Source organism: Variovorax sp. V15 (genome assembly GCF_041154425.1).
In the GTDB taxonomy this organism is placed as follows: domain Bacteria; phylum Pseudomonadota; class Gammaproteobacteria; order Burkholderiales; family Burkholderiaceae_C; genus Variovorax; species Variovorax guangxiensis.
This window is the reverse complement of sequence record NZ_AP028659.1, coordinates 4,107,461-4,131,669: the sequence shown is the minus strand read 5'-3', so window position 1 is coordinate 4,131,669 and position 24,209 is coordinate 4,107,461. Positions and strand designations below refer to the sequence as shown.

The 24,209-nt window shown below is 69.4% G+C and carries 23 protein-coding genes and 2 pseudogenes; 5 read left to right on the top strand and 20 right to left on the bottom strand.

Annotated elements, in window-relative coordinates; translation table 11 throughout:
- Nucleotides 1-90 precede the first annotated feature (90 nt).
- Genes ACAM57_RS19630 through ACAM57_RS19610 form a run of 5 tightly spaced genes read right to left on the bottom strand, consistent with a single transcriptional unit; the run spans nt 91 to nt 5,067 of the window.
- On the bottom strand, nt 91-1,050 hold the full coding sequence (locus ACAM57_RS19630; protein WP_369658589.1) for a Bug family tripartite tricarboxylate transporter substrate binding protein: 960 nt from the start codon (nt 1,048-1,050) through the stop codon (nt 91-93).
- Between the two features lie 23 nt (nt 1,051-1,073).
- Nucleotides 1,074-1,952, bottom strand: a complete 879-nt coding sequence (locus ACAM57_RS19625) for an amidohydrolase (RefSeq protein ID WP_369658588.1) — start codon at nt 1,950-1,952, stop codon at nt 1,074-1,076.
- 3 nt (nt 1,953-1,955) lie between these two features.
- Nucleotides 1,956-3,137, bottom strand: a complete 1,182-nt coding sequence (locus ACAM57_RS19620; protein ID WP_184641907.1) for a CoA transferase — start codon at nt 3,135-3,137, stop codon at nt 1,956-1,958.
- Nucleotides 3,138-3,156: 19 nt separating this feature from the next.
- Nucleotides 3,157-4,146 carry a tripartite tricarboxylate transporter substrate binding protein gene (locus ACAM57_RS19615; protein WP_369658587.1) on the bottom strand — a complete coding sequence of 330 codons (990 nt, stop codon included), beginning with the start codon at nt 4,144-4,146 and terminating at the stop codon, nt 3,157-3,159.
- Between the two features lie 51 nt (nt 4,147-4,197).
- Nucleotides 4,198-5,067 (bottom strand): CoA ester lyase, encoded by an 870-nt coding sequence (locus ACAM57_RS19610; RefSeq protein ID WP_369658586.1) that lies wholly within the window; start codon nt 5,065-5,067, stop codon nt 4,198-4,200.
- Between the two features lie 75 nt (nt 5,068-5,142).
- On the opposite strand from ACAM57_RS19610, the gene ACAM57_RS19605 reads away from it, so the two are divergent.
- A complete protein-coding gene (locus ACAM57_RS19605; protein ID WP_369658585.1) occupies nt 5,143-6,048 on the top strand; it encodes a LysR family transcriptional regulator in 906 nt (301 codons plus the stop codon).
- Here ACAM57_RS19605 and ACAM57_RS19600 read toward each other — a convergent pair.
- The 7 genes and pseudogenes from ACAM57_RS19600 to ACAM57_RS19570 all read right to left on the bottom strand — a co-directional run bounded on the left by ACAM57_RS19600 (nt 6,045) and on the right by ACAM57_RS19570 (nt 12,745).
- Nucleotides 6,045-6,734, bottom strand: coding sequence for a substrate-binding domain-containing protein (locus tag ACAM57_RS19600; RefSeq protein ID WP_369658584.1), 690 nt, complete (start codon nt 6,732-6,734; stop codon nt 6,045-6,047). The two genes, ACAM57_RS19605 and ACAM57_RS19600, sit on opposite strands and share 4 nt — an antisense overlap.
- 2 nt (nt 6,735-6,736) lie before the next feature.
- On the bottom strand, nt 6,737-7,627 hold the full coding sequence (locus tag ACAM57_RS19595) for a DUF1932 domain-containing protein (RefSeq protein ID WP_369658583.1): 891 nt from the start codon (nt 7,625-7,627) through the stop codon (nt 6,737-6,739).
- Between the two features lie 30 nt (nt 7,628-7,657).
- Nucleotides 7,658-8,659 (bottom strand): Bug family tripartite tricarboxylate transporter substrate binding protein, encoded by a 1,002-nt coding sequence (locus tag ACAM57_RS19590; RefSeq protein WP_369658582.1) that lies wholly within the window; start codon nt 8,657-8,659, stop codon nt 7,658-7,660.
- A gap of 22 nt (nt 8,660-8,681) precedes the next feature.
- Nucleotides 8,682-9,668: a Bug family tripartite tricarboxylate transporter substrate binding protein gene (locus tag ACAM57_RS19585; protein ID WP_369658581.1), complete on the bottom strand. Its 987-nt coding sequence runs from the start codon at nt 9,666-9,668 to the stop codon at nt 8,682-8,684.
- 34 nt (nt 9,669-9,702) lie between these two features.
- A pseudogene (locus ACAM57_RS19580) lies at nt 9,703-11,006 on the bottom strand (gallate dioxygenase).
- A 2-nt stretch (nt 11,007-11,008) separates the two neighbouring features.
- Nucleotides 11,009-11,710: a 4-carboxy-4-hydroxy-2-oxoadipate aldolase/oxaloacetate decarboxylase gene (gene ligK, locus ACAM57_RS19575; protein WP_369658580.1), complete on the bottom strand. Its 702-nt coding sequence runs from the start codon at nt 11,708-11,710 to the stop codon at nt 11,009-11,011.
- 6 nt (nt 11,711-11,716) lie between these two features.
- Complete coding sequence (locus tag ACAM57_RS19570; protein WP_369658579.1) at nt 11,717-12,745, bottom strand: amidohydrolase family protein; 1,029 nt, start codon at nt 12,743-12,745, stop codon at nt 11,717-11,719.
- A 169-nt stretch (nt 12,746-12,914) separates the two neighbouring features.
- On the opposite strand from ACAM57_RS19570, the gene ACAM57_RS19565 reads away from it, so the two are divergent.
- The gene (locus ACAM57_RS19565) at nt 12,915-14,216 is read left to right on the top strand and encodes a LysR family transcriptional regulator (protein WP_369658578.1); all 1,302 of its coding nucleotides are present in this window, start codon (nt 12,915-12,917) and stop codon (nt 14,214-14,216) included.
- Nucleotides 14,217-14,233: 17 nt separating this feature from the next.
- Here ACAM57_RS19565 and ACAM57_RS19560 read toward each other — a convergent pair.
- The 5 genes and pseudogenes from ACAM57_RS19560 to ACAM57_RS19540 all read right to left on the bottom strand — a co-directional run.
- A pseudogene (locus ACAM57_RS19560) lies at nt 14,234-14,746 on the bottom strand (hypothetical protein); the annotation flags it as partial.
- 43 nt (nt 14,747-14,789) lie between these two features.
- Entirely contained in the window at nt 14,790-15,575 is a 786-nt protein-coding gene (locus ACAM57_RS19555; protein ID WP_126018481.1) for a thioredoxin family protein, read from the bottom strand.
- A gap of 17 nt (nt 15,576-15,592) precedes the next feature.
- Nucleotides 15,593-16,261: a hypothetical protein gene (locus tag ACAM57_RS19550; RefSeq protein ID WP_126018483.1), complete on the bottom strand. Its 669-nt coding sequence runs from the start codon at nt 16,259-16,261 to the stop codon at nt 15,593-15,595.
- A 48-nt stretch (nt 16,262-16,309) separates the two neighbouring features.
- Nucleotides 16,310-17,530, bottom strand: a complete 1,221-nt coding sequence (locus tag ACAM57_RS19545; RefSeq protein ID WP_369658577.1) for a helix-turn-helix domain-containing protein — start codon at nt 17,528-17,530, stop codon at nt 16,310-16,312.
- 58 nt (nt 17,531-17,588) lie between these two features.
- Nucleotides 17,589-18,125 (bottom strand): hypothetical protein, encoded by a 537-nt coding sequence (locus ACAM57_RS19540; protein ID WP_369658576.1) that lies wholly within the window; start codon nt 18,123-18,125, stop codon nt 17,589-17,591.
- Nucleotides 18,126-18,200: 75 nt separating this feature from the next.
- On the opposite strand from ACAM57_RS19540, the gene ACAM57_RS19535 reads away from it, so the two are divergent.
- From ACAM57_RS19535 to ACAM57_RS19525, 3 genes are all read left to right on the top strand, one after another.
- Complete coding sequence (locus tag ACAM57_RS19535) at nt 18,201-18,857, top strand: TetR/AcrR family transcriptional regulator (RefSeq protein WP_369658575.1); 657 nt, start codon at nt 18,201-18,203, stop codon at nt 18,855-18,857.
- Between the two features lie 120 nt (nt 18,858-18,977).
- Nucleotides 18,978-19,700 (top strand): isochorismatase family protein, encoded by a 723-nt coding sequence (locus ACAM57_RS19530; protein ID WP_369658574.1) that lies wholly within the window; start codon nt 18,978-18,980, stop codon nt 19,698-19,700.
- Nucleotides 19,701-19,743: 43 nt separating this feature from the next.
- A complete protein-coding gene (locus tag ACAM57_RS19525; protein ID WP_369658573.1) occupies nt 19,744-20,631 on the top strand; it encodes a LysR family transcriptional regulator in 888 nt (295 codons plus the stop codon).
- Between the two features lie 15 nt (nt 20,632-20,646).
- On the opposite strand, the gene ACAM57_RS19520 is transcribed toward ACAM57_RS19525, so the two are convergent.
- The 3 genes from ACAM57_RS19520 to kdsA all read right to left on the bottom strand — a co-directional run bounded on the left by ACAM57_RS19520 (nt 20,647) and on the right by kdsA (nt 24,199).
- On the bottom strand, nt 20,647-21,483 hold the full coding sequence (locus ACAM57_RS19520; RefSeq protein ID WP_126018493.1) for an alpha/beta hydrolase: 837 nt from the start codon (nt 21,481-21,483) through the stop codon (nt 20,647-20,649).
- A 100-nt stretch (nt 21,484-21,583) separates the two neighbouring features.
- Nucleotides 21,584-23,206 (bottom strand): methyl-accepting chemotaxis protein, encoded by a 1,623-nt coding sequence (locus tag ACAM57_RS19515; protein WP_369658572.1) that lies wholly within the window; start codon nt 23,204-23,206, stop codon nt 21,584-21,586.
- A gap of 147 nt (nt 23,207-23,353) precedes the next feature.
- Entirely contained in the window at nt 23,354-24,199 is an 846-nt protein-coding gene (gene kdsA, locus ACAM57_RS19510; RefSeq protein WP_369658571.1) for a 3-deoxy-8-phosphooctulonate synthase, read from the bottom strand.
- Nucleotides 24,200-24,209 lie beyond the last annotated feature (10 nt).

The window sequence follows — 24,209 nt, the reverse complement described above, 5'->3', positions numbered from 1 at the left end:
GCCGCCTGCGCGTGGAGCGAATTGCGTATTCCTCTGTATCTGCGGGGCGCTGCCCGCACACTACGTTTCACGCCCCGCTAGGCGCGAGGGTCAGTCGACCCTGATGTTGCGCGCGCGGACCAGCGCGCTCACCCTGCCGGTCTCGTCCTTCACGAACTTCGCGAAGGCTTCCGGCGTGGTGCCGGCCGGTTCCAGGCCGAGCTGCAGCAGCTTCTGGTTCACTGCGGGGGCGTTGACGGCGGCCTGCACCGCCTTGCCCAGCTTCTGCACGATATCGGCCGGCGTGCCCTTGGGCAGGAACACGCCGTTCCACTCGACCACGTTGTAGCCCGGCAGGCCCGACTCGGCCAGCGTCGGCACATCGGGCAACCCCGGCACGCGCTTGCTGGAGCTCACGCCCAGCGCGCGCAGCTTGCCGCTCTTCACGTAGCTAAGCGTCGAGGCCACGTTGCCGAAGTAGGCCGACACCTGCTCGCCCATCACGTCGGTCAGCGCGGGGGCGCCGCCCTTGTAGGGCACGTGCATCAGGTTGATCTTCGCCTGCTCGTTCAGCGCCTCGCCCGCCAGGTGCGAGCCGGTGCCGCCGCCGGCCGACGCGAAGCTCAGCTTTCCCGGGTTCTTGCGCGCGTAGTCGATGAACTCCGGCACCGTCTTGTAGGGCGCGGTCGCGGGCACGACCAGGATCTGCGGCGCGGTGGCCACCAGCGACACCGGAATGAAGTCCTTCGCCGCGTCGAAGGGCAGCTTGCGCAGCGAGGGGTTCACCGAGAACGCCGAGGCGTCGTACAGCACGGTGTAGCCGTCGGCCGCCGCCTTGGCCACGTTGTCGGCGCCGATCACGCCGCCCGCGCCCGGCTTGTTGTCGATCACGATCTGCTGGCCCAGCGCGGCGCTCATCTGCTGCGCGACGATGCGCGCGGTGTTGTCGGCGCCGCCGCCTGCGGCATACGGCACTACCATGCGGATGGGCTTGTCGGGCCAGGCGGCCCAGCCAAGCAGGGGAACGGCGCAGGCCAGGGCGGCGATGGATTTCAGGAGTCGCTTCTTCATCTCGATGTCTCGGGTCTTGGGGTTCAGGAAAAGTCGTAGAGCCGTGCCGGGTTGTCGACGAGCACGCGGCGGCGCGCGGCTTCGTCGGGCACCCAGCGGCCCAGCAGGTCGAAGAGCTGCGCGTCGTCGGGCTTGGCCGTGCGCTCGGTGGGGTGCGGCCAGTCGCTGCCCCATACGACCCGCTCGGGCGCCTGCGTCGCCCAGGCCCTGGCAACGTCGATGGTGTCGGCATAGCCGTCTTCGGCCCCGGCTGCGGAGTCGAGGTAGGCGCCCGAAAGCTTGATCCAGGTGCGGCCGTTGTCGAGCAGCCGGCTCACCACCCGGCATGCGGGGTGCGAAAGCCCATCGGGCTGCGGCAGCCGCGCGAGATGGTCGAAGACCACCGTGCAGGGCAGGCGATCGAGCAGCGCCGCATGCGCCGCGATCTGGTCGGCGCTCCAGTGCAGCTGCACATGCCAGCCCAGCGCGTGCACACGCCGTGCGAGCGGCTCGACCATGGAGAAATCCGTTGCCGCGTTCGCCGAGGTGTACAGCGTGAAGCGGATGCCCCGGATGCCGCCCTCGTGCAGCTGCTTCAGCTCGGCATCGCTCACCTCGGGCCGCACCACCGCCACGCCGCGCGTGCTGTGCGCGCCCAGCGCCTGGATGGCCGCGAGCGTCACGCTGTTGTCGGTGCCGTGCACGCGCGGCTGCACGACGACCGTGCGCTGCGTGCCGGTGCGCTGCTGCAGCAGGCGGTAGTCGTCGGCGGTGGCGTTGTCCAGCATGGCATCGGGCGAGCCGTACATCGGAAAGCGGCGGTCGTACACGTGGATGTGCGCGTCGCATGCGCCCTCTGGCGCCGCGATGGTCGGCTTGCGCGTGCCGGCGCTGTGGGGCACGGCGATCATCTCGTCGGGCATTTCTCAGTCGTCCGCGCGTCGCCTGGCCAGTACGGCGGCCGTGTGCTGCCCCAGCGTCGGCGCTGCAAAAGGCTCGGGGCCGGGCGTGCGGCCGAAGCGCACCGGGCGGGTGAAGCCCCGGTACGAGCCCAGCGTCGGGTGCGGGAAGTTCGCCACCATGTCCTCGGCCCGCACCTGCTCGTTGTCGAACATGTCTTCCACGGTGCGGGCGGCGGAGCAGGGCACTTCCTCGCCGAAGATCTCTTCCCATTCGAGCGCGCTGCGCCCGGCCAGCGCCGCGCGCAGCTTCGGCACGATCTCGGCCGCGTGCTGCGCGCGCTTGCGCACCGAGTCGTAGCGCTCGTCGGCCGCGAGCTCGGGCAGGCCGGCCTTGGCGCACAGCGCCTGCCAGAAGTGCGGCGTGTTGGCCGAGATGTAGATGTGCCCCTCGCGCGTCGGGTGGATGCCGGTGATACCGCCGGAGCGCATGTCGCGTCCCACGTCCTTCGGCTCGCCCTCTGCCCACACCATGCGCGCCGACTGCATCGTGAGCGCCGAGCGCAGCAGCGACACGCCCACGAACTGGCCCTCGCCGCTCTTCTCGCGCTCGTACAGCGCCGAGGCGACGCCCGCGGCCACCAGCGCGGCCGCGTAGTAGTCGACCACCGAGCCGTAGATGATCTCAGGCGGCTCTCCGCGCTTGCCCTGCAGCGCGCACATGCCGGTCATGGTCTGCAGCACCTGGTCGTAGCCGGCCTTCTCGCGCAGCGGTCCGGTTTCGCCGTAGCCGGTGACGGCGCAGTAGATGAGCCGCGGGTTCACCGCCTTCAGCTGCTCGTAGGCGATGCCCAGTCGCGGCGGCACGCTGGGCCTGAAGTTGTGCACCAGCACGTCGGCGCCGCGCACCAGCTCCATCAGCGCGGCCAGGTCCTCGGGGTTCTTCAGGTCGAGCACCGCGCCCAGCTTGCTGCGGTTGACGCCGATGAAGGCTCGGCTCTCGGCCTCCAGCGTCGAAGGGTATTTGCGCAGGTTGTCGCCGGCGGGCGGCTCGATCTTGATGACTTCCGCGCCCTGGTCGGCCAGCAGCGAGCAGCCGTACGGGCCCGCGATGTAGGCACTCAGGTCGAGCACGCGCAGGCCGCTCAGCGGCCCGGCGGGGCCCTGGCGCTCCGGCAGGCGCGTGTTCTCAGGGGCGGTGTGGCTCATGGGCTTTCTCTTTCCTTGTTCAGTCTGCGGTAATGTTCTGTTGCTTTGCCAGCTTCTTCCAGCGCTCCACGTCTTCGGCGATGACGGTGCCGAACTGCGCCGGCGTGAGCGGCGTGGCGATGGCGCCTTCGCGCAGGAAGTTGGCCGCGATCTCGGGCTTCGACAGGATCTGGTTGACCGCGCCGTTCAGCTTCGCGATCACGTCGGGCGGCGTGCCCGCCGGCGCCAGCAGGCCCCACCAGAGTTCGAACTCGTAGCCGGGCACCGCAGTCGAAATGGGTGTGAGGTCGGGTGCGATGGGGCTCGGCTTCAGGCTGGTGATGCCGACCGCGCGCAGCTTGCCGGCGCGCACCATCGGCAGCAGCGAGGGGCCGCTGGAGATCAGCAGCTGAGTCTGGTTGCCCACGAGATCGGTCACCGCCGGGCCCATGCCCTTGTACGGGATGTGAGCGATCTGCAGGTCGCCCACCTTGGCCTTCAGCAGCTCGGTGCCGAACTGGTTGACGCTGCCCGAGCCGGAGGACGCGTAGTTGTACTGGCCCGGCTTCGCCTTGATGGCGGCGATCAGCTCGGCCGGCGTCTTCGCCGGGAACTCGTTGTTGACCGCGACGATGAACGGCCCCTTGGCGAACATCGCAACCGGCGCGAGTCCCTTGACCGGGTCGAAGGGCAGCTTCGACTGCACCGCCGCGTTGGTCGTCATGCTCGAAGACACGGCTACCAGGGTGTAGCCGTCGGGCGCCGCCTTGGCCACCTGGCCCGTGCCGGTGTTGCCGCTCGCGCCGGGGCGGTTGTCGATGATGACCGGCTGCTTGAGCTGGTCGCCCAGCTCCTTCGCCACCTGCCGCGCGAAGGTGTCGTTGGAGCCGCCGGCCGGGTAGGGCACGACGATGGTGATGGGCTTGGAAGGGTAGGCGGCCTGCGCGAGCGCGGTGCCGCTCAGCGCGGCAAGCACGACTGTCGAGGCTGCGGCGAGCGCGCGCGGGCGAAGGAACGAGGGAATACGCATCTGTCTTGTCTCCGGTTTTCTTATGGATGGGGAAGCAGGCTCAGCCTGGAATCAGCCTGGCATCAGACCGAGGCTGCGCGCGCTCTCGACGATGGCGCGCGCGCGGATCACGAAGGGGATGTCGATCATCTTTCCGTCCACCACGTACGCTCCGACGCCCTTGGCGTCGGCTTCGCGCGCCGCCTCGACCACCTTGCGGGCGTGCGCGATCTCCTCGTCGGTCGGGCGGAACACCTCGTTGGCGATGGCGATCTGGCTCGGGTGGATGCAGGTCTTGCCCAGGAAGCCCAGGTCGCGCGCCAGCTTCGCCTCGGAACGGAAGCCCTCGGCGTCGCGGATGTCGGCGAAGGCGCTGTCGTAGGCGTACAGGCCCGCCTCGCCAGCGGCGATGCGCACCGCGAACATCGCCTGGCGGATCGCCGAGGGCTCGCGCCGGGCGATGCCCAGCGGCTCGAACAGGTCGCCCAGCCCCAGTTGCAGCCCCGCCACGCGCGGATGCGCCAGCGCGAGTTCGGCGGCCATGCGCAGCGCGGCGGGCGTCTCGATGTTCAGCAGCAGTCCGATGGGCGCCTGCACGCCGTTGGCCTGCTCCGCGCGCTCGATGGCTTCGGCGGCTGCGCGCACATGCGCGGGGCTCTGCGGCTTGGGCAGGTTGATGAGCTGCACGCCGGTGCGCGCGACCGCCGCAATGTCGCGCTCGAAATGCGGCGTGTCCATGGCGTTGACGCGCACGATCAGCGTCTTGCGCGACGAAGCCGCGTCGCCGCTCTCGAGGAACTGGCGCACCGTCTCGCGCGCCTCGTCCTTGCGCGGCTCGGACACGGCGTCTTCCAGGTCGAGGCTGATGGCGTCCGCCTCGCCCGCGAGCGCCTTGGCGAACAGTTCGGGGCGGGTGCCGGGAACGAAGAGTTTGCTTCTCATGAGGGCAGTGTCGGCAGTTCATGACAAGAGAAAAACAGCTGTTCACTGCGATCACATCGCAGAAAATCTATCTTCATGGAAACGGCCTACCTGCAAAGCTTTCTTCTGGTGGTGGAGTCGGGCTCGATGTCGGAGGCCGCGCGCCGGCTCGACCTGACGCCCGGCGCGGTGGCACAGCAGATCCGCGCGCTGGAGCGCGAACTCAACGCGCCGCTGCTCGCGCGCGCCGGCCGCACGGTGCAGCCGACCGAGGCCGGCCACCGTCTTGTGCAGCGTGCGCGCACGCTGCTGCGCGAGGTGAGCGACATCAAGGTGCTGGTGGGCAGCGAGGCGGCGGGCGGCGAGCTGGTCATCGGCACCATCAACACGGCCATGCACAGCCTGCTGCCGGACATCCTCGCGCGCTTCGTGAAGACTCACCCGGGCGTGAAGGTGTTCCTGCAGTCGGGCACCACCGCCACGCTCTACAAGGCGATGCAGCAGGGCGAGCTCGACGCGGCCGTGTGCCTCTACCCGCAGTTCGCGCTCGCCAAGACCTTCGACTGGGCACTGCTGCGCGAGGAGCCGCTGGTGCTGCTCGCGCCCAGCCGCCTTGCGCGGCGCGACCCCCACGAGCTGCTGCGCACCTCGCCGCTGATCCGCTACGACCGCAACCTCGGCGGCGGCAAGCAGGCCGACCGCTACCTGCGCGCCGCCGGCATCGTTCCGCAGGAGCGCTTCGAGCTCAGTTCGCTGCTGGCCATCGCGATGATGGTCGACCGGGGCCTGGGTGTGTCGGTCGTGCCCGACATCGCTTCACCGCTGCTCGAAGGGCAGCGCATCGTGAAGATCCCGCTGCCGCTGCCCTCGGAAACGCGGCGCTTCGGCATCCTGTGGCTCAGGGCTTCACCGCGGCTGAAGCTGATCCATGGCTTCGTCGAGAGCGCCGGGCTGGTCACTGCCGCAAAGGGCAACGGCTCCCGCAAGCCTGGTGCGCGCTAGGCCGGCTCCATGCCGTGGCGGCGCTTGGCTTCCTCGGCGGCGGGAGAGCCGAGGTAGGCGAGCAGTTCGTCCGCGGCATCCGGCCTGGGGGTGTTCGCCACCGGTGCCGCACTGAAGATCGTCGTGATCTGGATTGCCGGCGGCAGCGGCCCCAGCAGCGTGATGCCTTCGACACCGATCAGCTCGCTGAACTGCTGGAAGCCCAGTGAGGCTTCCCCGCGCGTGAGCAGCGAACCCACCGGCACGCCGGGAGGCGCCTGCACCAGCCGTTTCTTGACCGTATCGGCGATGCCCCAGCGCTCGAACAGCGCGATCAGCGCGACGCCGCTCGGCCCGGTCGAGTAGGCGATGCGGGCCGCGTCCAGCACGGCGCGCCGCACCGCTTCTTCGGTGGAGATGTCGACTTGCGCCGCTCCAGCGGCAACCGCCACCGCGACGCCCGATCGCACCACATCGACCTTGCGCGACGCATCCACCTTGCCGGCGGCCGCCAGCTTGTCGATGGCATCCCATGCCAGGACCACCACGTCGAAGGGCTCTCCCGCCGATACGCGCCGCGCGGCGTCCACGCCGCCCACCGCCTCGAAGGCGACCGGCACGCCGCTCGTGCCCGTGTACGCGGCGGCGAGTTCCGCCAGCAGCCCCTTCGTGGCCATGGAGCTGATGGCCCTGAGCGAACCCGCCATGCTCATCTGCGCCCGATCAGCCGGTCCGCGTAGGCCTGCCAGTCGCTCGACGCATCGATACCGTCGAACAGGCCCTCGCGCGCCTGCGTGGCCACCCAGTCCTGCTTGGCCGCGATGGCGGAGGCCATCAGCGGCTCGAAGCCGGCTTCGCGCACGGTCTGCGCCGCCTCGCGCATTTCCTCGGCGCGGCGCTTGCCGTGCTGCACCACGCGGCTGAAGAAGTAGGCGCCTTGCCTGTCCCAGTCGATCTGCGGGAAGGTTTCCCTCAGCGTGGGCAGCACATGTTCTTCCACGCCGTAGCGCCTCGCCGTGGCATAGCTCTCGATGACCAGCGCCTCCAGGCCCTTGATCATGATGCTGCGGCTCATCTTGATCGCCGAAGCGATGCCGAGCCGGTCGCTCACCGCACGCACGTCCATGCCCCAGCCACTCAGCGCCGCGGCGAACGCTTCGGCGTGCGCGCCGCCCAGCAGCATCGGCACGCGGATGCCGTAGGGCGGCACGGAAGTCATCACGCCCGCCTCGACGTAAGCGACGCCCACCGCTTCGAGCGCGGTGGCGGCGCGCTGCTTGGTGCCGGGCGATGCCGAGTTGAGGTCGAGCAAGCGCGAGCCGGCGCGTGCATGGCGCGCGGCTTCCTCGGCCACCGCGAGGGTGCTGGAGGCGGTGACGGCCGAGATCAGCAGGTCCGCGTGGCTGCAGAGCTCCTGCATGCTGCCCGCCACGCGCAGTCCGTCGCGTTCCGCCGCGGCGCGTGCGGCTTCGCCGGTCGCGGCTTCGGCGAAGCGCAGGTCCCATGCCCAGACGGCGTCCACGCCGTCTTTCCCGAGCAGGCCGCGTCCGAAGATGCCGCCCACCTCGCCATGGCCGATGAGGCCCAGTGTGATTCCCATGATGCTGCTTGTCCTTCCTTGTGATCGACGTCAGTCGACGGTGATGCGCGCGCTCTTGATCACGCGGTTCCAGCGCTTCATCTCGCTGGCGATCAGCTCGCCGAAGGCCTGCGGCGTGGTGGGCGTGGGTTCGGCGCCTTCGGCCGCGAGCCGCGCATGCACTTCGGCCGCGTTGAGCGACTGGTTGATCTGCTTGTTGAGCATGGCGACGATCTCTGACGGAGTGCCGGCCGGCGCGACCACGCCGTACCACTGGTCGGCCTCGAAATCCTTCGTGCCGGGCACGCCGCTTTCCGCCACCGTCGGCACCTCGGGCAGCAGCGCGATGCGCCTGGGGCTCGACACCGCCAGCGCGCGCAGCCTGCCAGACTTGATGTGCGGCAGCAGCGCGGGCGCGCCGGTGAAGAGCAGCTGCAGCTGGCCTGCCAGCAGGTCGGTGACGGCCGGCGCCGTGCCGCGGTAGGGCACGTGCATGAAGGAGGCGCCCGTCTGCAGCTTCAGGTACTCGGTGGCGATGTGTGCCGCGCTGCCGTTGCCGCCGGAGCCGAAGGCCAGCTGGTTCGGGCGCGACTTCGCCAGCGCGATCAGCTCTGCAAGCGAGCGGGCAGGCACCGACTCGTGCACCACCAGCACGTTCGGCACCCGCGCCACCCAGGCCACGGGCGCGAAGCTGCGCACCGGGTCGTAGTCGAGTTTGGGGTACAGCGACGGGTTGATCGCCAGCGTGCCGATGTGCCCCATCAGCAGCGTGTAGCCGTCGGCGGGCGACTTCGCCACCTTGTCCGCGCCGATGGAGCCGCCAGCGCCGGGCAGGTTGTCGACCACCACCGGCTGGTGCCATGCACGCCCAAGCTCGATGCCGATGGCGCGCCCGAGCACGTCGGTGGAGCCGCCGGGCGTGAAGGGAATGACCATGCGTATCGGTTTCGATGGATACGCCTGCTGCGCCATCGCGATGCGGCCCGCCGGAAGAAGGGCCGCGGCAGTGGCGGTGATGAGGGCCTGCCGGCGGGTGATGCCTGTGCTCGTCATGGTGGTGCTTTCTTCAACCCGCTCAGTCCGGCTTGATGCCGGCTTCGCGGATCAGCTTGCCGTAGCGCGCCACGTCCGCCTTGAGCAGCTTGTCGAACTGCGCGGTCGGTCCCGGCAGCGGAACGCCGCCCGCGGCCGCGAGCTGGTTGCGTACCTCGGGCGAGTCGATGGCCTTCTGCACCGCGTCGTGCAGCTTCTCGACCACGGGCCTGGGCAGTCCGGCCGGCCCGACGAAGCCGTACCAGACGCTGGCCTCGAAGCCGGGATAGCCCGACTCCGCGACGGTTGGCACGCCCGGAAGCACGGCGGAGCGATCGGCGCTCATCACCGCCAGCACGCGCAGCTTGCCGGACTTGGCCAGCGGCAGCGCTTCGAGCGCGTTGACCGCGACCACGTCCACATGACCGCCGAGCACGTCGGTGAGCGCCTGCGCGCCGCCCTTGTAGGGCACGTGCCGCAGCTGCAGCCCGGCGGTGTGCTGGAACAGCTCCATCGCCAGATGCGGCGTCGAGCCGTTGCCCGGCGTGGCGACGGTCAAGCCACCGGGCTTGGACTTGGCCGCCGCGACCAGCTCCGGCAGCGTCTTGATAGGCGATTCCTCGCGCACCGTGAACACCACCGGCACCCGGCCGACCGAGGCGATGGGCGTCAGCTCGCGCTCCAGGTCGTAGGGCGCGGGCTGGAAGAGCGACGGGTTCACCGCCAGCGCATTGGCGGCCAGCAGCAGCGTGTAGCCGTCGGGCGGGCTGGTGGCGACCGACTTGATGGCGATGTTCGTGCCCGCGCCGGGCTTGTTCTCGACCACCACCGGCTGGCCGAGGATGGCCGACATCCGCAGGCCGACCGAGCGCGCGATGGCATCGACCGCGCCGCCGGCGCTGTAGCCCACGAGGATCTTCAGGGGCTTGGAGGGAAAGGCATCGGCCGCGGCGGCATTGCCGAACTGGCCGAGCGCGACCACGGCAGCCATGCCGAGGGCAAGGCGCCGGGAAAGCAGGGTTCTCATCATCTTCGTTGTCTCCAGAATCGAAAGCGGGGAGGGCTCAGTGCGGCTTCGGCGCGGCGGCCTTGTCCCACGTTTGCGGCGCGGCGTCCTTGCCGGCCACCGAATACAGCGCGCCGGGCGCGTTGCGGGTCTGCTGGAAGTCCTCCAGCGACTGGCCGCGCATCGCGGCGTAGATATGCAGGTTCGACACGCCCACCACCGCGCCCAGCTTCTCCAGCATGAAGAAGATCACGCCGTACTGGATCAGCCCGCGCCAGTCGCGGTGGCGCACCATGTCGCGCTCCCTGGCCGTCAGGCCGGCGGCTTCGAAGGCGGCTTCCTCGTCGGCGAGGAAGGCGCGCGATGCGCGGGCCGTGTCATGCCGTGCAGGAACTTGTTAAGGCGGTAGGCGCGCACGCTGGTCTCCAGCGTGAAGGGGTAGGTGCCCTGCAGCGCCTCGACGCCGGCGAGTTCCTGCGCGACGTGGCGGCGGTGGCGCTCCACCTCGCCCGCGATGGGCGGGCTCGCGAGGTTCTCGTAGATGGCGGTGGCGATGCCCGTCATCGAGGGCAGGTAGTAGCTCTGGTGCGTCTTGCGCACGTTCGACGACAGCGCGCCGCGCATCACCAGCCACATGATGACCTCGGCGCCTTCCATGCCGCCCAGCGTCGCAAGCTCGGCCTGCGTCATCTCGGTGAGCCGCACCGGGTCGTTCTCGATGAGGTCGAGAAACTGCGCGTCCCACGCCGTGTTGTTGAAGCCCGCGCGCTCGCCGTGCACCTGGTGCGAGAGCCCGCCGGTGGCGACGATGGCCACCTTGATGTCGTCGGGGTAGCTCTCGATGGCGCGCCGCAGCGCCTGCCCGAGCCGGTAGCAGCGCCGCGCCGAGGGCACGGGCGACTGCAGCACGCCCACCTGCAGCGGGATCACGGGCACCGGCCACGCCGGCTTGTGCGGGCACAGCAGCGACATCGGCGAGAACACGCCGTGGTCCAGCGCGCGGTCCTGGAAGAAGGACATGTCGAACTCGTCCGCCACCAGCGAGCGGCCGATGTGCCGCGCCAGCGCCGGATGGCCGGCCAGCGGCGGCAACTCGCGCGCGCCGCCGCCTTCGTCGGCCACCTCGTGCCGCTCGCCCACGCCCAGCGAGAAGGCCGAGTAGTGGTCGAAGAAGAAGGAGCTGACGTGGTCGTTGTAGATGAAGAAGAGCACGTCGGGCTTCTTTTCGGCCAGCCACTGCTGTACCGGCGCGAAGGCTTCGAAGATGGGAGCCCACACCGGATCGCCCTGCTTGTTCTTGTCGAAGGCGAAGCCGATGGTGGGTGTGTGGGAACAGGCGACGGCGCCGATGATCGTGGCCATGGTCAGTCCAGGTAGCGCAGGCCGGCCTTGGCCAGCGGCTCGCGCATGCCGTACATGTCCAGTCCCAGCTCGCCGGCCGCGAAGCGCGCGCGCTTGCCGGCCTCGTTGGCCTCGCGCGCTTCGGCGGCATCGGCCACGCGCGCGGCCAGCTGAGCGGGCACCACCACCACGCCGTCGATGTCGGCCAGCACCACGTCGCCCGGCTGCACCAGCGCGCCGGCGCACACCACCGGCACGTTGACCGAGCCCAGCGTGGCCTTGATGGTCCCCTTGGAGTGGATGGCACGGCTGAACACCGGGAAGTCCATGGCGACGAGGTCGCGCACGTCGCGCACGCCGCCGTCGATCACCAGGCCCTTGCAGCCGCGCGCCTTGAAGGAGGTGGCGAGCAGGTCGCCGAAGAAGCCGTCGGTGCTGTCGGCGGTGCAGGCGGCCACCACCACGTCGCCGGGCCGGATCTGCTCGGCCGCGACGTGCAGCATCCAGTTGTCGCCGGGCTGCAGCAGCACGGTGACGGCAGTGCCGCACATGCGCGCCTCGGGGTGGATGGGGCGGATGCGCGGCGCCATCAGGCCGAGGCGGCCCAGCGCCTCGTGCACGGTGGAGACGCCGAAGCGCGAGAGCTTCTCGACGGCGGCCGCGTCGGCGCGCGCGATGCGCCGGTGCACGACGCCGAGTTCCTGGAGCAGGGGAGTGTTCGACATGTTCTTTCAGAGTCCTCTTTGCTTGAGCGCGCGGTCCAGGCGCGGGTACACGCGGCGCGCGTTGCCTTCGTAGATCTGGCGGCGCGCCTTGTCGTCGAGCATCGGCGTGGCGTCGATGTAGCGGCGCGTGTCGTCGTAGTTGAAGCCGGTCTCGGGGTCGATGCCGCGCACCGCGCCGATCATTTCGCTCGCGAAGAGCACGTTGTCGACCGGGATCACGCGCGTGAGCAGATCGATGCCCGGCTGGTGGTACACGCAGGTGTCGAAGAAGATGTTGTTGAGCAGGTGGTCCTTCAGCAGCGGCTTCTTCATCTCCTGCGCCAGGCCCCGGAAGCGCCCCCAGTGGTAGGGCACCGCGCCGCCGCCGTGCGGGATGACGAAGCGCAGCGTCGGGAAGTCCTTGAACAGGTCCGAGGTGAGGCACTGCATGAAGGCCGTGGTGTCGGCGTTCAGGTAGTGCGCGCCGGTGGTGTGGAAGCAGGCGTTGCAGCTCGTGCTCACGTGCACCATGGCGGGAATGTCCAGCTCCACCATCTTTTCGTAGACCGGATACCAGTGCCGGTCCGACAGCGGCGGGCTGGTCCAGTGGCCGCCCGAGGGGTCGGGGTTGAGGTTGATGCCCACGAAGCCGTATTCGTTCACGCAGCGCTCCAGCTCGGGAATGCAGCTGGCCGGAGCGACGCCCGGCGACTGCGGCAGCATCGCCGCGCCGATGAAGTGATCGGGAAAGAGCCGGCTCACGCGATGGCACAGCTCGTTGCAGATGGCGGCCCAGGTCGACGACACCTCGAAGTCGCCGATGTGGTGCGCCATGAAGCTCGCGCGCGGGCTGAAGATGGTGAGGTCGCTGCCGCGCTCCTTCATCAGCCGCAGCTGGTTGCCCTCGATGGATTCGCGCAATTCGTCGTCGCTGATCTTCAGTTCCGACACCTTCGGCCGTGCCGACGGGTCCTGGATGGCGGCGACCTGCCGGTTGCGCCAGGCCTCCAGGGACTTGGGCGCGGTCGTGTAGTGGCCGTGGCAGTCGATGATCATGCGCGGGGCTCCGGGTGGCGTGCAGGGGGTGCTTCAAGCATGAAAGGAAGTCTGCGCCGCGGCGGCACGGCGTGGCGTGAGTTAGCGTTGCGCTGCCATCAGTCTTTTTTATCGACAAGGGTTTACCCATGGTGGCGAAAATGCACGGCTTGGAGGAGCCTTGCAGGTCATGAGCCGCCGAACCGGGAATCACAAAGTTATCGAGCATGCCGACAGCGTGGCGCTGGGCATCAACCTGCGCCACCTGCGCGCGTTCTCGGCCGTGGCCTCGGCCGGGAGCATCGCGGCGGCGGCCGACGCGCTGTTCCGCGTGGCCTCGGCGGTGACACGCTCCATCCTCGACCTGGAGGCCGTGCTCGGCAGACCGCTGTTCGACCGGGGCTCGCGCGGCGTGGCGCTCAATGCCTATGGCGAGCTGGTGCTGGCGCGCGCGCTGCGCATCGAGCGCGAGTTCGAGGAGGCTCGCGCGCAGCTTGCAACCCGTGGCGGCGTGGCCGGCGCAGGGGGCGCGGCCGACGTGCATTCGCTCTTCGCGTCGATCCTCAACGGCCGGCGGCTCGCGGTGATCGCGAGCCTCGCCGAAAAGCGCAACATGCCAGCCGTCGCGCGCGAGTTCGGCATCACGCAGCCGGCGATCAGCAGCGCGCTGAAGGACCTGGAAAGCGGGCTGGGCGTGACGCTCTTCAACCGCAACGCGCGCGGGCTCTCGGCCACGCCGGCCGGGGAGATCGTGGCCTTCTACTTCAGGCGCGTGCTGTCGGAGCTGCGGCACATCGGCCCCGACATCGCGGCCAGCGAGGGCACGCTGCAGGGCCGCGTGGTGGTGGGCGCGCTGCCGCTGGGGCGCACGCAGATCCTGCCGCTGGCCATCGCCTCGCTGCTCGCGCGCCATCCGCGCCTGCACGTCGCGACGGTGGAGAGCCCGTACGACGCGCTGGCCGCTTCGCTGCGCAGCGGCGACATCGACTTCATCCTCGGCGCGCTGCGCACCGCGGGCGAGGCGAAGGACCTGCAGCAGGAGCCGCTCTTCGAGGACCGCATCTCGGTGATCGCCCGCGCCGGACACCCACTCGCGCGGGCGAAGCGCATCGACTTCAGGACGCTGCGCGAGGCGAGGTGGACGCTCTCGCGCCCCGGTTCACCTTCGCGTGAGCTGCTGGAGCGCTTCTTCTCCGAAGCGCGACAGGCGCCGCCGGTGCCCGCGGTGGAGACGGGCGACCTCGCCGTGCTGCGCAGCCTGCTGCTGGAGAGCGACATGCTCACCGCGATCTCCGCGCACCAGCTGCGCTACGAGATCCGCGACGGCAGCCTGGTGGTGCTCGACTTTCCGCTGGAGGAAACTCGCCGCGAGATCGGCCTGAGCCAGCGCCAGGGTGCCTTCCCCTCGCCGGGCGCGCGGGCGTTGATGGAGGAGATTCGCCAGGTGGTGGCCGGTTCGCCCGACTTCCGCGTGCCGAACGACCGGAAGTGAAGCAGCGCCGCAGCAAGGTCGAAGCCACGGCACACACCGGCGGCGACCGCGCCGGTGACGGCCAGCATCGCCGCCATGTGCAGGCCGACCGCCGCGAGGGCCAGCATCAGCGAGCCCGACGCGGTGATCTCGCGGGCCGCGGGAGCGTCGCTCATGCACAGCGGGATCAGCGCGGGCACCAGCATCAGCCCGGCGCCGTGCGCGGTGGACATCATGAAGGACCAGAGCGCTAGCCCCGTGTGACTGGCCTTGCCGCGCCGCAGGTGGTGCGCCGCGGCCGCGACGAGCAGCAAGCCCGCCAGCACCAGCAGCACCGTGCGATCCATCGATGGAGCGAACACGACTGCGCCGGCCACCAATGCGACGGAAGCGGCATGCCCGAGGGCGATCGGCACCAGGGCCCGAAGCACCCGCGAACGGTCGTGCGAGCGCAGGCCCGAGGCGGCGGCGAAGGCCCAGCCGGTCGCGGGATTCAGCCCGTGAAGCGCGCCGACTCCCGCGACCGCGAGCCATGGCCAGAGGCTTGCCATGATGTGGTCGCCTTCACGCGTCGAAGCTGCCGCCGTTCGCGCCTCAGGCCTGCCTGTCGCAGCAGCACGCGCCGATGGCGGGCGTTTCCGTCTGCGACTCGTAGCGGTCGTGGTGGCGCACCCAGTCCATCTTGTAGGGCACATCGCGCTCGTCGCGGCCCTTGGGCATGAGGTCCATCATGTTGTAGGCGCCCATCATCACTTCCACGCCACGGCCGAAGGTCGAGTAGGTGTGGAACACCTCGCCGGCCTCGTTCCTGTAGAACGCGCTGATGCCGGGCGCCTCGTCGTGCGGGAAGGGCAGCTTGCCGTAGTTGTAGTAGACCTCGCCGGTGGCCAGCTCCTCGGGCGTGAAGCTGACGTGGAAGTCGAGGTTGAAGTCGCTGCCGTGCGACGACACCCAGTCGAAGCGCCAGCCCATGCGTTCGCGGAACTGCATGATCTTCGCGAGCGGCGCGCGCGAGACGGCCACCAGCGTGATGTCGCGGTGCGCGAGGTGCACGTTCATGCCGTCGGTATGGTCAGCCATGAAGGAGCAGCTCTGGCAGCCTTGCTCCCAGTCCGGGCCGAGCATGAAGTGCTGCACCAGCAGCTGGCTGCGGCCCTTGAAGAGATCGGCCAGCGTGCGCTTGCCCTCGGGCGTGTCGAAGACGTAGTTCTTCTGCACGCGCTCCCACGGCAGCGCGCGGCGCTCGCGGGCGATCTGGTCGCGCAGATGTGTCAGCTCCTTTTCGCGTGCAAGGAATGCCTTGCGTTCCGCGAGCCACTGCTCGCTGGAGACGACGCGGTGGTTCGTCGTTTCAGGTCTCTCGATGGTCGTGGTGTTCATGATGGATGGCTCCTGTGTCAGTGGCTGGACTGGGGGCGGCGCACCGCGCGGACCTTGCCGCTGGCGCCGCCGCCGGCATAGAAGAGGCCGGCGCCGTCGGACTCGAGCCCGCTCACGCCCGCTCCGCGCGGCATTTCGAGCCGCTCGAGCACGGCGCCGGTCTGCGGGTCGATGCGGCGGATGTCGCTTTCCTCCGCCTCCCAGGTGCCGTGCCAGAGTTCGCCGTCGACCCAGGTCACGCCGGTGACGAAGCGGTTCGACTCGATGGTGCGCACGACGGCGCCGGTCTCGGGGTTGACCTGGTGGATCTTGCGGTCGCGGTACTGGCCCACCCACAGGCTGCCCTCGGCCCAGGTCAGGCCCGAGTCGTAGCCGTTGCCGGGCGAGGGGATCGACGCCAGCACCTTGCCGGTGGCCGGGTCGATCTTGTCGATGCGCGACTCGGCGATCTGGTAGAGGTACTTGCCGTCGAAGGCGGTGCCGGCGTCGCACGGCACGTCCAGCGTCTGGCTGGCCTCGCCGCTGGCGGGGTCGAAGGCCACCAGCTTCGCGCCGGTGGCGGCCCATACGCGGCGGCCGTCGTGGGTCACGCCGTGGACCTGGCCGGCGCCGCCGAACGGGCCGTATTCGCGCACGATCTCGGCGGCGCGTACCGTGGGATGGCTCTTGCCTGTCTTGCTGCTCATCGTTGGCTCCTTGTGTGAAGCGCCCCGGACAGGCGCCTGGAGCCAACTCTATTCAATAGGCAGCGCAGCGGGGAGTAACAAGATCGTCGTGAATCCGGCCAGCGGCGGCGCGAGCCACTTCTGCGACCGCGCCTTGCCGATGGAACGCACCCGGCCCTGCGCCTCCAGCTCGACCAGCGCGCGCTGCACCGTGCGCTGGCTGGCCCCCAGCGCCAGCGCAAGGGCCGAGGTGGACCATGCGGCGCCATCGGAAAGCAGCGCCGCCAGCGAGGCCTGTTCGCCGTCGATGGGCGGTGCCAGCACCGCGACGGCGCGCTCGCCGTGCGGCCGGAGCACGAAGCCGCGCGGCGTGGCCTCGATGCTCGCCATCGCTTTGACGAGCGCGCGCAGCCGGCCTATCTCCACGCGCAGGCGCGCGCGATGCGTTTCGTCGGGGTGGCGGGTGCGGAAGGCGCTTTCGATCAGGGCCTCGCGATCGACATCGCCCGGCCATGCCTCGGCGAGCGAGCGTGCCAGCGAGAACAGCACCGGCCGCCGCGCCAGAGGCCGCCACGCATCGCCGGCGCCCAGGCCACGGCGGCAGGCGTCGACCACCAGCGTGTCCGAGGCGAGGAGGGCGGCGACTTCGCCCAGGCGCAGCGGCTGCTCGCCGCCGGAGCCGACCCGCCGGGCGGCGGGGCGCTCGAAGGCGGCTTGGGCCTCGGCGACTTCCGCGAGCAGGGCCGGCACGCGCGCGCGAACCGCTGCTTCGTGCGCCCGGGCGAGCGAGGCCTGCGCAGCCGCGATGCGCAATGAGCGAAGCGACAGTTCTGCCGCCGCAAGCTCGGCCACCGCCGTCAGCGAAGGTGGCAGGCCGCGCGTGTTGAGATGAGCGAGGGCCGCCTCCGCGTCTTCGAGCCGACCCAGCAGCAGCAGGCGGCGCGCCGCGATCAGCCGGGCCTGCACTGCATTGGCGTGATCCTCGTGCGATTCCAGCGCGGTGGCGGCATGCGCCAGCGAGCGTGTCGATCCGCCCAGGTCGCGCATGGCCAGGGCGACTTCGGCCTCGGCGACGATGCAGCGAGCGCGCGAAAGCTCCTCATGCGCACCGAAGCCGCGCGCGGCGCGCCGCAGCAACTCGCGCGCACGCGGATGCTCGCCGAGCTGGGCCATCGCGATGCCGCGCAGCGCCAGCGCCGGCGGATCGTCGCGCAGGGCGACCCGCTTGAGCGCTCCGAGCGCATCGCCCGCGGCAAGGGCGCGGGCGGAGGCGGCGATGAGGGAGTCCATGGAGGCGGATTATCTTGATGGCGGCCTCCGCGTTGACAGTTTGTGTTGCTTTGCCGCTTCAGGCCGCGAGCTTCCCGTTCTTCGGCTGCGGCACGCGCGACTGCGGTGCCTGCCGGGGCCAGACACCGGAGCAATACAGCGCCCAGGCAATAAAAACGGGCTGGAACAGCGGCCGGATCCAGAAGTACCACGCGCCGAACTCCAACCCCTGCACCGTCTGCCCCTTGAGCGCGACACTGATGTTCGCGCTGACCACGCAGACCAGCATTACCGAGAGCCAGATGCCCGCCTGCCGCTGCAGGTTGGGCAGGCTGAGGCGCCGGTAGACCGGCACCGGGACCAGCAGGCCCAGCCCGCCGGCAAGCTCCGCAACGCCGGTCAGGTAGACCCATGCCAGCGCATGCCCCGCGAGGGCGTCGGGAATCATCGGCGCGTAGCGCGTGGAGGCGCTCACGAAGTGGTCGACGCCGGTGAACAGGAAGCCGAGGCCCATGCCCCAGCGCATGGCGGCGCGCAGGCCCAGCGGGCGCTTCAGCAGATGGGAGACCGCCCAGGCGATCACGCCGAAGGAGGAGATGAAGAAGAGAAAGCTCATGACGGATGACGTGTGTTTACAATGGAAACATTGTGCAGGCGTATAGTTTCCACTGTCAACATCAGGGCATTGCCGATGAGCACGACCTCGTCTTCCTCTTCCTCCTCTTCTTCTTCCTCCTCTTCGTACCACCACGGCGACCTCAAGGCTGGCCTTCTTGCCTATGCCCGCGAGCAGATGGAGCGCGACAACCTCGACGGCCTTTCGATGCGCGAGATGGCCAAGGCCGTGGGCGTCTCGCACACCGCCGCGTACCGCCATTTCCAGAACAAGCGCGCGCTGATGGAGGCCGTGGCGCTGCAGGGCTTCGAGGAGATGCAGGCGGCCTGCCAGTCGGCGATCGACGCGGCTCCCGCCGGCGCCCGTTCGAGGCTCAAGGCCTGTGGCAGCGCCTATGTAGGCTTCGGGCTGAGGTCGCCGCGGCTGCTGGCCCACATGTTCGGCGCGGTAGCTCAATCGCGCTCGAACGAAGGGCTGGTGCAGGCCGGCGCGCGACTCTTCGACCAGCTGCTCCAGCTGGTGGGCGACGGTCAGGCCGATGGCACCTTCCGCGAGGGCGATGCCCGGCAGCTTTCGCACACCTGCTGGGCGATGGTGCATGGCCTCTCGGCATTGCTGGGCGTGGGCGTGATGCGCACGCCCGATGCGCAGCTCGACACCCTGATGGTCAGCGCCGGGCAGGCGCTCGACGTGCTGCTCGACGGAATCGCGGCAAATACTTCTTCGCGCTGAAGGCTCGGGGTGCTGTGCGCATCCCGCACAACACTTGTCGCCGCGCCGGCCTAGGCGCGAAGGAGGGCCGTTCCTAGACTTTCCCCCATCGATTTCGATGGACCTACAGGAACAGCAAACATGTCTTTCTCATCAGGACTCTCCCGCCGCGGACTCATGGGCGTGCTCGTCGCACCGTACGCGGCCGGCATCGTCGGCACCTCTGCGGCGGCAGCGACAACGACGGCAGACGCACCCACGCCCACCATCCGCGCCATGTCGGGCGCGAAGCCGATACAGCAACTGCGCCGCAACGCGACGGCGCTGCTGGTGATCGACTTCCAGAACGAATACTTCACCGGCCGCATGCCCATTGCCGACGGCGCGCGCGCCGCTGCCCAGACGAAGCGCCTGCTGGCCTGGGCCGACCAGCACGCGATGCCCGTCTTCCAGATCCAGCACATCGCACCCGAAGGCGCAGCCACCTTCGCCAAGGACGGCAAGACCGTCGCCTTCCAACCCGAGATGCAGCCCCGCTCGCGCGACAAGGTCGTGCAGAAGACCACCGTCAGCGTCTTCGCGAGCACCGACATCGCGCAGCAGCTGCGCTCGGCCGGCGTGCAGACGCTGGTGATCGCCGGCCTGATGACCCATGCCTGCGTGGCCGGCGCCGCCCGCGACGCAGGGCCGCAGGGCTTCGACGTGGTCGTGTCTTCCGATGCCACCGCCACCCGCGCGATCCGCCGCGAGAACGGCGACACCGTGTCGCACGACAGCCTGCACCGTGCGGCACTGGCCGAGATCGAGGACACCTTCGGCGACGTGCTGAGCACTTCGCAGATCCTGGCCCTGCCGGTCGCCTGACGGAAAATGCGCGGCTTCTGAAGTACCCACGGGAGGGCGGCGCATGGATCAGGTCAAGGCGATGCGTGCCTTTCAACGCATCGCGCAGGCGAAGAGCCTCTCGGCGGCAGCCCAGTCGCTGGACACGACGCACTCCAGCCTCTCTCGCCAGCTGCAGGCACTGGAGAAATCGCTGGGCGCGCAACTGGTGCGGCGCGACACGCGCGGTATCACGCTGACCGAGGCGGGCAGCCGTTACTACGCCGCCTGCGCCGACATCCTTTCGCGGCTCGATGCCGCGCAGGCGGATGTCGCGGCCGATGGCAAGGCTCCCTCGGGCACGCTGAAGGTGAGCATGCCGCTGGCGATCGCGACGCTCGAGCTGCCCGAGTGGCTGCCGGCGTTCCAGTCGCGCCATCCGGGCATCCGGCTGGAAGTGGTCTGCACCGACCGCTTCACGAAGCTGGTCGCCGAAGGCATCGACGTGGCCTTGCGCATCAGCGCCGGACTTGAAGACGGTTCGATGATGGCGAGGACGCTGGCGGTCTCCGACATGGTGCTTGTCGCCGCGCCGCGCTACCTGGTGGAGCACGGTGTTCCCGCAGCGGCGGACGAGCTGTCGAAGCACCAGTGCCTGCTCCACAACGGGCCTGAAAGTCCCGCGCACTGGGCGCTGCACATGCCTGATGGCCGGCAGCAGTCATTCAAGCCGGAAGGGCGCTTCGCCTGCGACACGATCACCGCGCTGTACTCGGCCGCGAAATGCGGCCTTGGCATTGCCGCGCTGACATGGCACACGGTGCGCGCCGACCTTCAGTCGGGCGCCCTGGTCCGCGTGCTGCCGGAGGTCACGCTGGGGCAGCGCACCTATGCGGCGCTGTATCCGCGCACGCGGCATGTTCAGCCCTCTGTGCGCGCCTTCATCGATTTCATGGCGGGCCACTACCGGTAGCGGCCGCGCGGCCGGCTACGCTTCCTTCAGCTCCGGCAGCACCGAGGTCAGCGCGAAGTCGACGAGGTGCAGCCAGGTCGCTTCCAGGCCCATGATGTTGTGATGGTCCGAAGCCGGCACGGTCGTCACGCTGACGGGAGTGGGCCATGCCGCGATGAGCTTCTGCGAACGCTCGGGCAGCACCACGTCGTCGGTCTCGGCCAGCAGCACCTGCGTCTTGGCCGCGACTTCCTTGCAGTGCTCCAGCGAGTTGAACTGGTGGCGCAGCAGCAGCGACAGCGGCACCAGCGGAAAGCGCTTCTTCGCCACCTCCAGCATCGAGTCGTAGGGCGTCACCAGCTGCAGGCTCGCGAACTCCTGCCGCGCCACGAGCTGGATGGCCACGCCCGTGCCCAGGCTGCGGCCCACCACGTGCAGGCGCGCGTGGGGAAAGGCCTTGCGCAGGTGCCTGGCGAACTGGCAGGCGTCCTGCACCGAGGCGATCTCGGACGGATGCCCCTGCGAGTCGGCCACGCCGCGGTAGTTGACCGCTGCGAAGCCGAAGCCCTCGGGCAGCCAGTGCAGCGTCTGCGCGGTGGCGCGCACGTCCTCGCCGCGGCCTGCGAAGTAGATGAAGAGGTCCTGCAGCGCCTCCTCTCCCTGCGGGTGGTAGACATAGCCGCGCACCATGCCGCCCGGCACGGTGTGGGAGTAGGTCGAGAAATCGTCGGACAGCGGAACGACCGGCAGCTTGCGGGCGTTGAAGAGGATGTGCCCCTGGCGCGTGGCGAGCAGTGTCCAGTAGGCGGCGATGCTTCCGATCGCGGCGGCCGAGGCGGAGAGGGCGATGCGGGCGGCTTTGGATGACGACAAATTGGGCTCCGGGGGGAGAAAGGCTGGCGCCTAGTTTCGCCTCTTTCTCCGGTGCGCAGCCCTTGCCGGTCTTTTCGCCTGTTTCTCTTTCTTTCCTTTTTCAGCGTGCCGCAATCAGCTGCAGTCGGCCGGCCCCGATGCCCGGGGTCTCGTCAGCGTGGTTCTGGCGATGCTGCTGCTCCAGCCTGAACTTGCCGACGATGCGCGACAGGCTGCCCGCCTGTTCCTGCAGCGACTGTGCCGCCGCCGAGGCCTGCTCGACCAGCGCCGCGTTCTGCTGCGTCGTCTGGTCCATCTGCGTGACGGCCTGGTTGATCTGCTCGATGCCCGAGGTCTGCTCCTGGCTCGCGGCGCTGATCTCGCCCATGATGTCCGTCACCCGCTTCACGCTGCCGACGATCTCTTCCATCGTGCGGCCCGCGTCGGCCACCTGGCGGCTGCCTTCCTCGACCTTCTCGACCGAATCGCCGATCAGCGACTTGATTTCCTTGGCCGCGGCTGCCGAGCGCTGCGCGAGGCTGCGCACTTCGGAAGCCACCACCGCGAAGCCGCGGCCCTGGTCGCCCGCGCGCGCGGCCTCGACGGCCGCGTTCAGCGCGAGGATGTTGGTCTGGAAGGCGATGCCGTCGATCACGCTGATGATGTCCACCACCTTGCGCGAGGAGGCATTGATCGAGCCCATCGTCTCCACCACCTGGAACACCACGCTGCCGCCGCGCGCCGCCACTTCCGAAGCGGAGGTGGCCAGCTGGTTGGCCTGTCGCGCGTTGTCGGCGTTCTGCTTCACGGTGGAGGTCAGCTCCTCCAGCGATGCGGCGGTCTGCTCCAGCGAGCTGGCCTGCTCCTCGGTGCGCGAGGACAGGTCCTGGTTGCCCACGGCGATCTGCGTGCTGGCGGTCGACACGTTCGCCACCACGCCGTGCACCTGCGCCAGCGAGCCTTGCAAGGCGGTGCGCATCTGGTCGAGGGCGCGCAGCAGGTGGCCGGTCTCGTCGCCGGCGTAGCTGGCCTGGGGATTGCCGGTCAGGTCCATCTCGGCGATGGCCTGAGCGATGGCCTCGGCGCTGCGCAGCGGCCGGGTGATGCTGCGCGCCAGCATCCAGGCCAGCAGGGTGCCCAGCACCAGGCTCACGGCGGAGCACACGATCAGCAGGGTGCCGGTCTGCGCGCGCAGGCCGTTGGCGCGGACGGCGGCGGCGTCCAGATGCTCGCGCTGCATGTCCACCACCTGCTGCACGCCGGCGATGTAGCTGACCGAGGTGGGCTGGAACTGCGCGTCGAACACGCGGTTGGCGCCCTGCAGGTCGCCCGCGAGCTTGAGCTTGCTCACTTCCTCGCGCGCGGCCAGGTAGGCCTTGCGCAGGCCCGCGACCTTCTCGAGCAGGGCGCGCTCGTCGGGCTGGACCAGCTTCTCCTCGATGAACTTCTGCAGCTCGTTGGTGTTCTTGATCGACGCCGCCGTGGCCGGCGCGAAATAGTCGATCAGGCTGGCGTCGCTGCTCTTGGCGATGGCCGCGGCGCGCTGCACGCCGGCGGTGGTGTGGCGCAGCCAGTCGGAGCCGGCGCGCTCGGTCTTCACGTTGTCCTCGATCATGGTCTCTATCTCGCGGCTGAGCTGTTGCAGCTTCCATACCGCGGCGGCGCTGGTGGCGAGAAACAGCGCCAGGATGATGCCCAGCACGATGGCCAGGCGCTTGCCGATTGAGACGTTGCTCAGGAACATGATCGAACTCCGGAAACCAGGAATGAGAGGAAGGAGGGCAGCCCTCGGGCTGCCCTCCAACGCTGGTTATCGGCCGATCAATTGAAAACTTTAGAAAACTTCTGATGAAGCCTTGCGGGAGCACCGGCCGGCTGCCGGCCCCGCCACTCAGATCTTCAGCGGCGGGAAGGACTTCACCAGGTCGTCCAGCGCCTTGATCTGCGTGAGGAAGGGCTCCAGCTTGTCCAGCGGCAGTGCGCTCGGGCCATCGCACTTGGCCTGGGCCGGGTCGGGATGGGCTTCGAGGAAGAGGCCCGCCAGCCCCACGGCCATGCCGGCGCGCGCCAGGTCGGCCACCTGTTCGCGGCGGCCGCCCGATGCGGCGGCGCCGGCCTCGCGCTGCTGCAGCGCGTGGGTCACGTCGAAGATGATGGGCAGGTTCTGCGACACCTTCTTCATCACGCCGAAGCCCAGCATGTCGACCACGAGGTTGTCGTAGCCGAAGCAGGTGCCGCGGTCGCAGAGGATCAGCTTGTCGTTGCCCGCTTCCTTGAACTTCTCGACGATGTTGAGCATCTGCGAGGGGCTCAGGAACTGGGGCTTCTTGATGTTGATGACCCGCCCGGTCTTCGCCAGCGCCACCACCAGGTCGGTCTGGCGGGCCAGGAAGGCGGGCAGCTGCAGCACGTCGACCACCTCGGCCACGGGCGCGGCCTGGGCGACTTCGTGCACGTCGGTGATCACCGGGACGCCGAAGCCGTCCTTCACGGCCTGCAGGATCTTCAGGCCCTCGTCGAGGCCGGGGCCGCGGTAGGAGTGGATGGAGGAGCGGTTGGCCTTGTCGAAGCTGCCCTTGAACACGTAGGGAATGCCCAGCTTCTGCGTGACGCGCACGTATTCCTCGGCGCTGCGCAGGGCGAGGTCCTTCGACTCGAGGACGTTGACGCCGCCGAAGAGGACGAAGGGAGCCTCGTTGCTGGTGGCGACTTGGGGGGTGATGGTGACGGTGGACAAGGTTTTTCTC

Bases quoted from the DNA above. Each gene is read 5' to 3' on its own strand.
- ACAM57_RS19535 (WP_369658575.1), top strand. From the start codon at position 18,201: ATGAGCACGACCTCGTCTTCCTCTTCCTCCTCTTCTTCTTCCTCCTCT.
- ACAM57_RS19600 (WP_369658584.1), bottom strand. From the start codon at position 6,734: ATGGCGGGTTCGCTCAGGGCCATCAGCTCCATGGCCACGAAGGGGCTG.
- ACAM57_RS19620 (WP_184641907.1), bottom strand. From the start codon at position 3,137: ATGAGCCACACCGCCCCTGAGAACACGCGCCTGCCGGAGCGCCAGGGC.
- ACAM57_RS19605 (WP_369658585.1), top strand. From the start codon at position 5,143: ATGGAAACGGCCTACCTGCAAAGCTTTCTTCTGGTGGTGGAGTCGGGC.
- ACAM57_RS19585 (WP_369658581.1), bottom strand. From the start codon at position 9,668: ATGATGAGAACCCTGCTTTCCCGGCGCCTTGCCCTCGGCATGGCTGCC.
- ACAM57_RS19550 (WP_126018483.1), bottom strand. From the start codon at position 16,261: ATGAGCAGCAAGACAGGCAAGAGCCATCCCACGGTACGCGCCGCCGAG.
- ACAM57_RS19555 (WP_126018481.1), bottom strand. From the start codon at position 15,575: ATGAACACCACGACCATCGAGAGACCTGAAACGACGAACCACCGCGTC.
- ACAM57_RS19565 (WP_369658578.1), top strand. From the start codon at position 12,915: ATGAGCCGCCGAACCGGGAATCACAAAGTTATCGAGCATGCCGACAGC.
- ACAM57_RS19530 (WP_369658574.1), top strand. From the start codon at position 18,978: ATGTCTTTCTCATCAGGACTCTCCCGCCGCGGACTCATGGGCGTGCTC.
- ligK (WP_369658580.1), bottom strand. From the start codon at position 11,710: ATGTCGAACACTCCCCTGCTCCAGGAACTCGGCGTCGTGCACCGGCGC.
- ACAM57_RS19540 (WP_369658576.1), bottom strand. From the start codon at position 18,125: ATGAGCTTTCTCTTCTTCATCTCCTCCTTCGGCGTGATCGCCTGGGCG.
- ACAM57_RS19595 (WP_369658583.1), bottom strand. From the start codon at position 7,627: ATGGGAATCACACTGGGCCTCATCGGCCATGGCGAGGTGGGCGGCATC.
- ACAM57_RS19515 (WP_369658572.1), bottom strand. From the start codon at position 23,206: ATGTTCCTGAGCAACGTCTCAATCGGCAAGCGCCTGGCCATCGTGCTG.
- ACAM57_RS19625 (WP_369658588.1), bottom strand. From the start codon at position 1,952: ATGCCCGACGAGATGATCGCCGTGCCCCACAGCGCCGGCACGCGCAAG.
- ACAM57_RS19610 (WP_369658586.1), bottom strand. From the start codon at position 5,067: ATGAGAAGCAAACTCTTCGTTCCCGGCACCCGCCCCGAACTGTTCGCC.
- ACAM57_RS19525 (WP_369658573.1), top strand. From the start codon at position 19,744: ATGGATCAGGTCAAGGCGATGCGTGCCTTTCAACGCATCGCGCAGGCG.
- ACAM57_RS19615 (WP_369658587.1), bottom strand. From the start codon at position 4,146: ATGCGTATTCCCTCGTTCCTTCGCCCGCGCGCGCTCGCCGCAGCCTCG.
- ACAM57_RS19570 (WP_369658579.1), bottom strand. From the start codon at position 12,745: ATGATCATCGACTGCCACGGCCACTACACGACCGCGCCCAAGTCCCTG.
- ACAM57_RS19545 (WP_369658577.1), bottom strand. From the start codon at position 17,530: ATGGACTCCCTCATCGCCGCCTCCGCCCGCGCCCTTGCCGCGGGCGAT.
- ACAM57_RS19630 (WP_369658589.1), bottom strand. From the start codon at position 1,050: ATGAAGAAGCGACTCCTGAAATCCATCGCCGCCCTGGCCTGCGCCGTT.
- ACAM57_RS19590 (WP_369658582.1), bottom strand. From the start codon at position 8,659: ATGACGAGCACAGGCATCACCCGCCGGCAGGCCCTCATCACCGCCACT.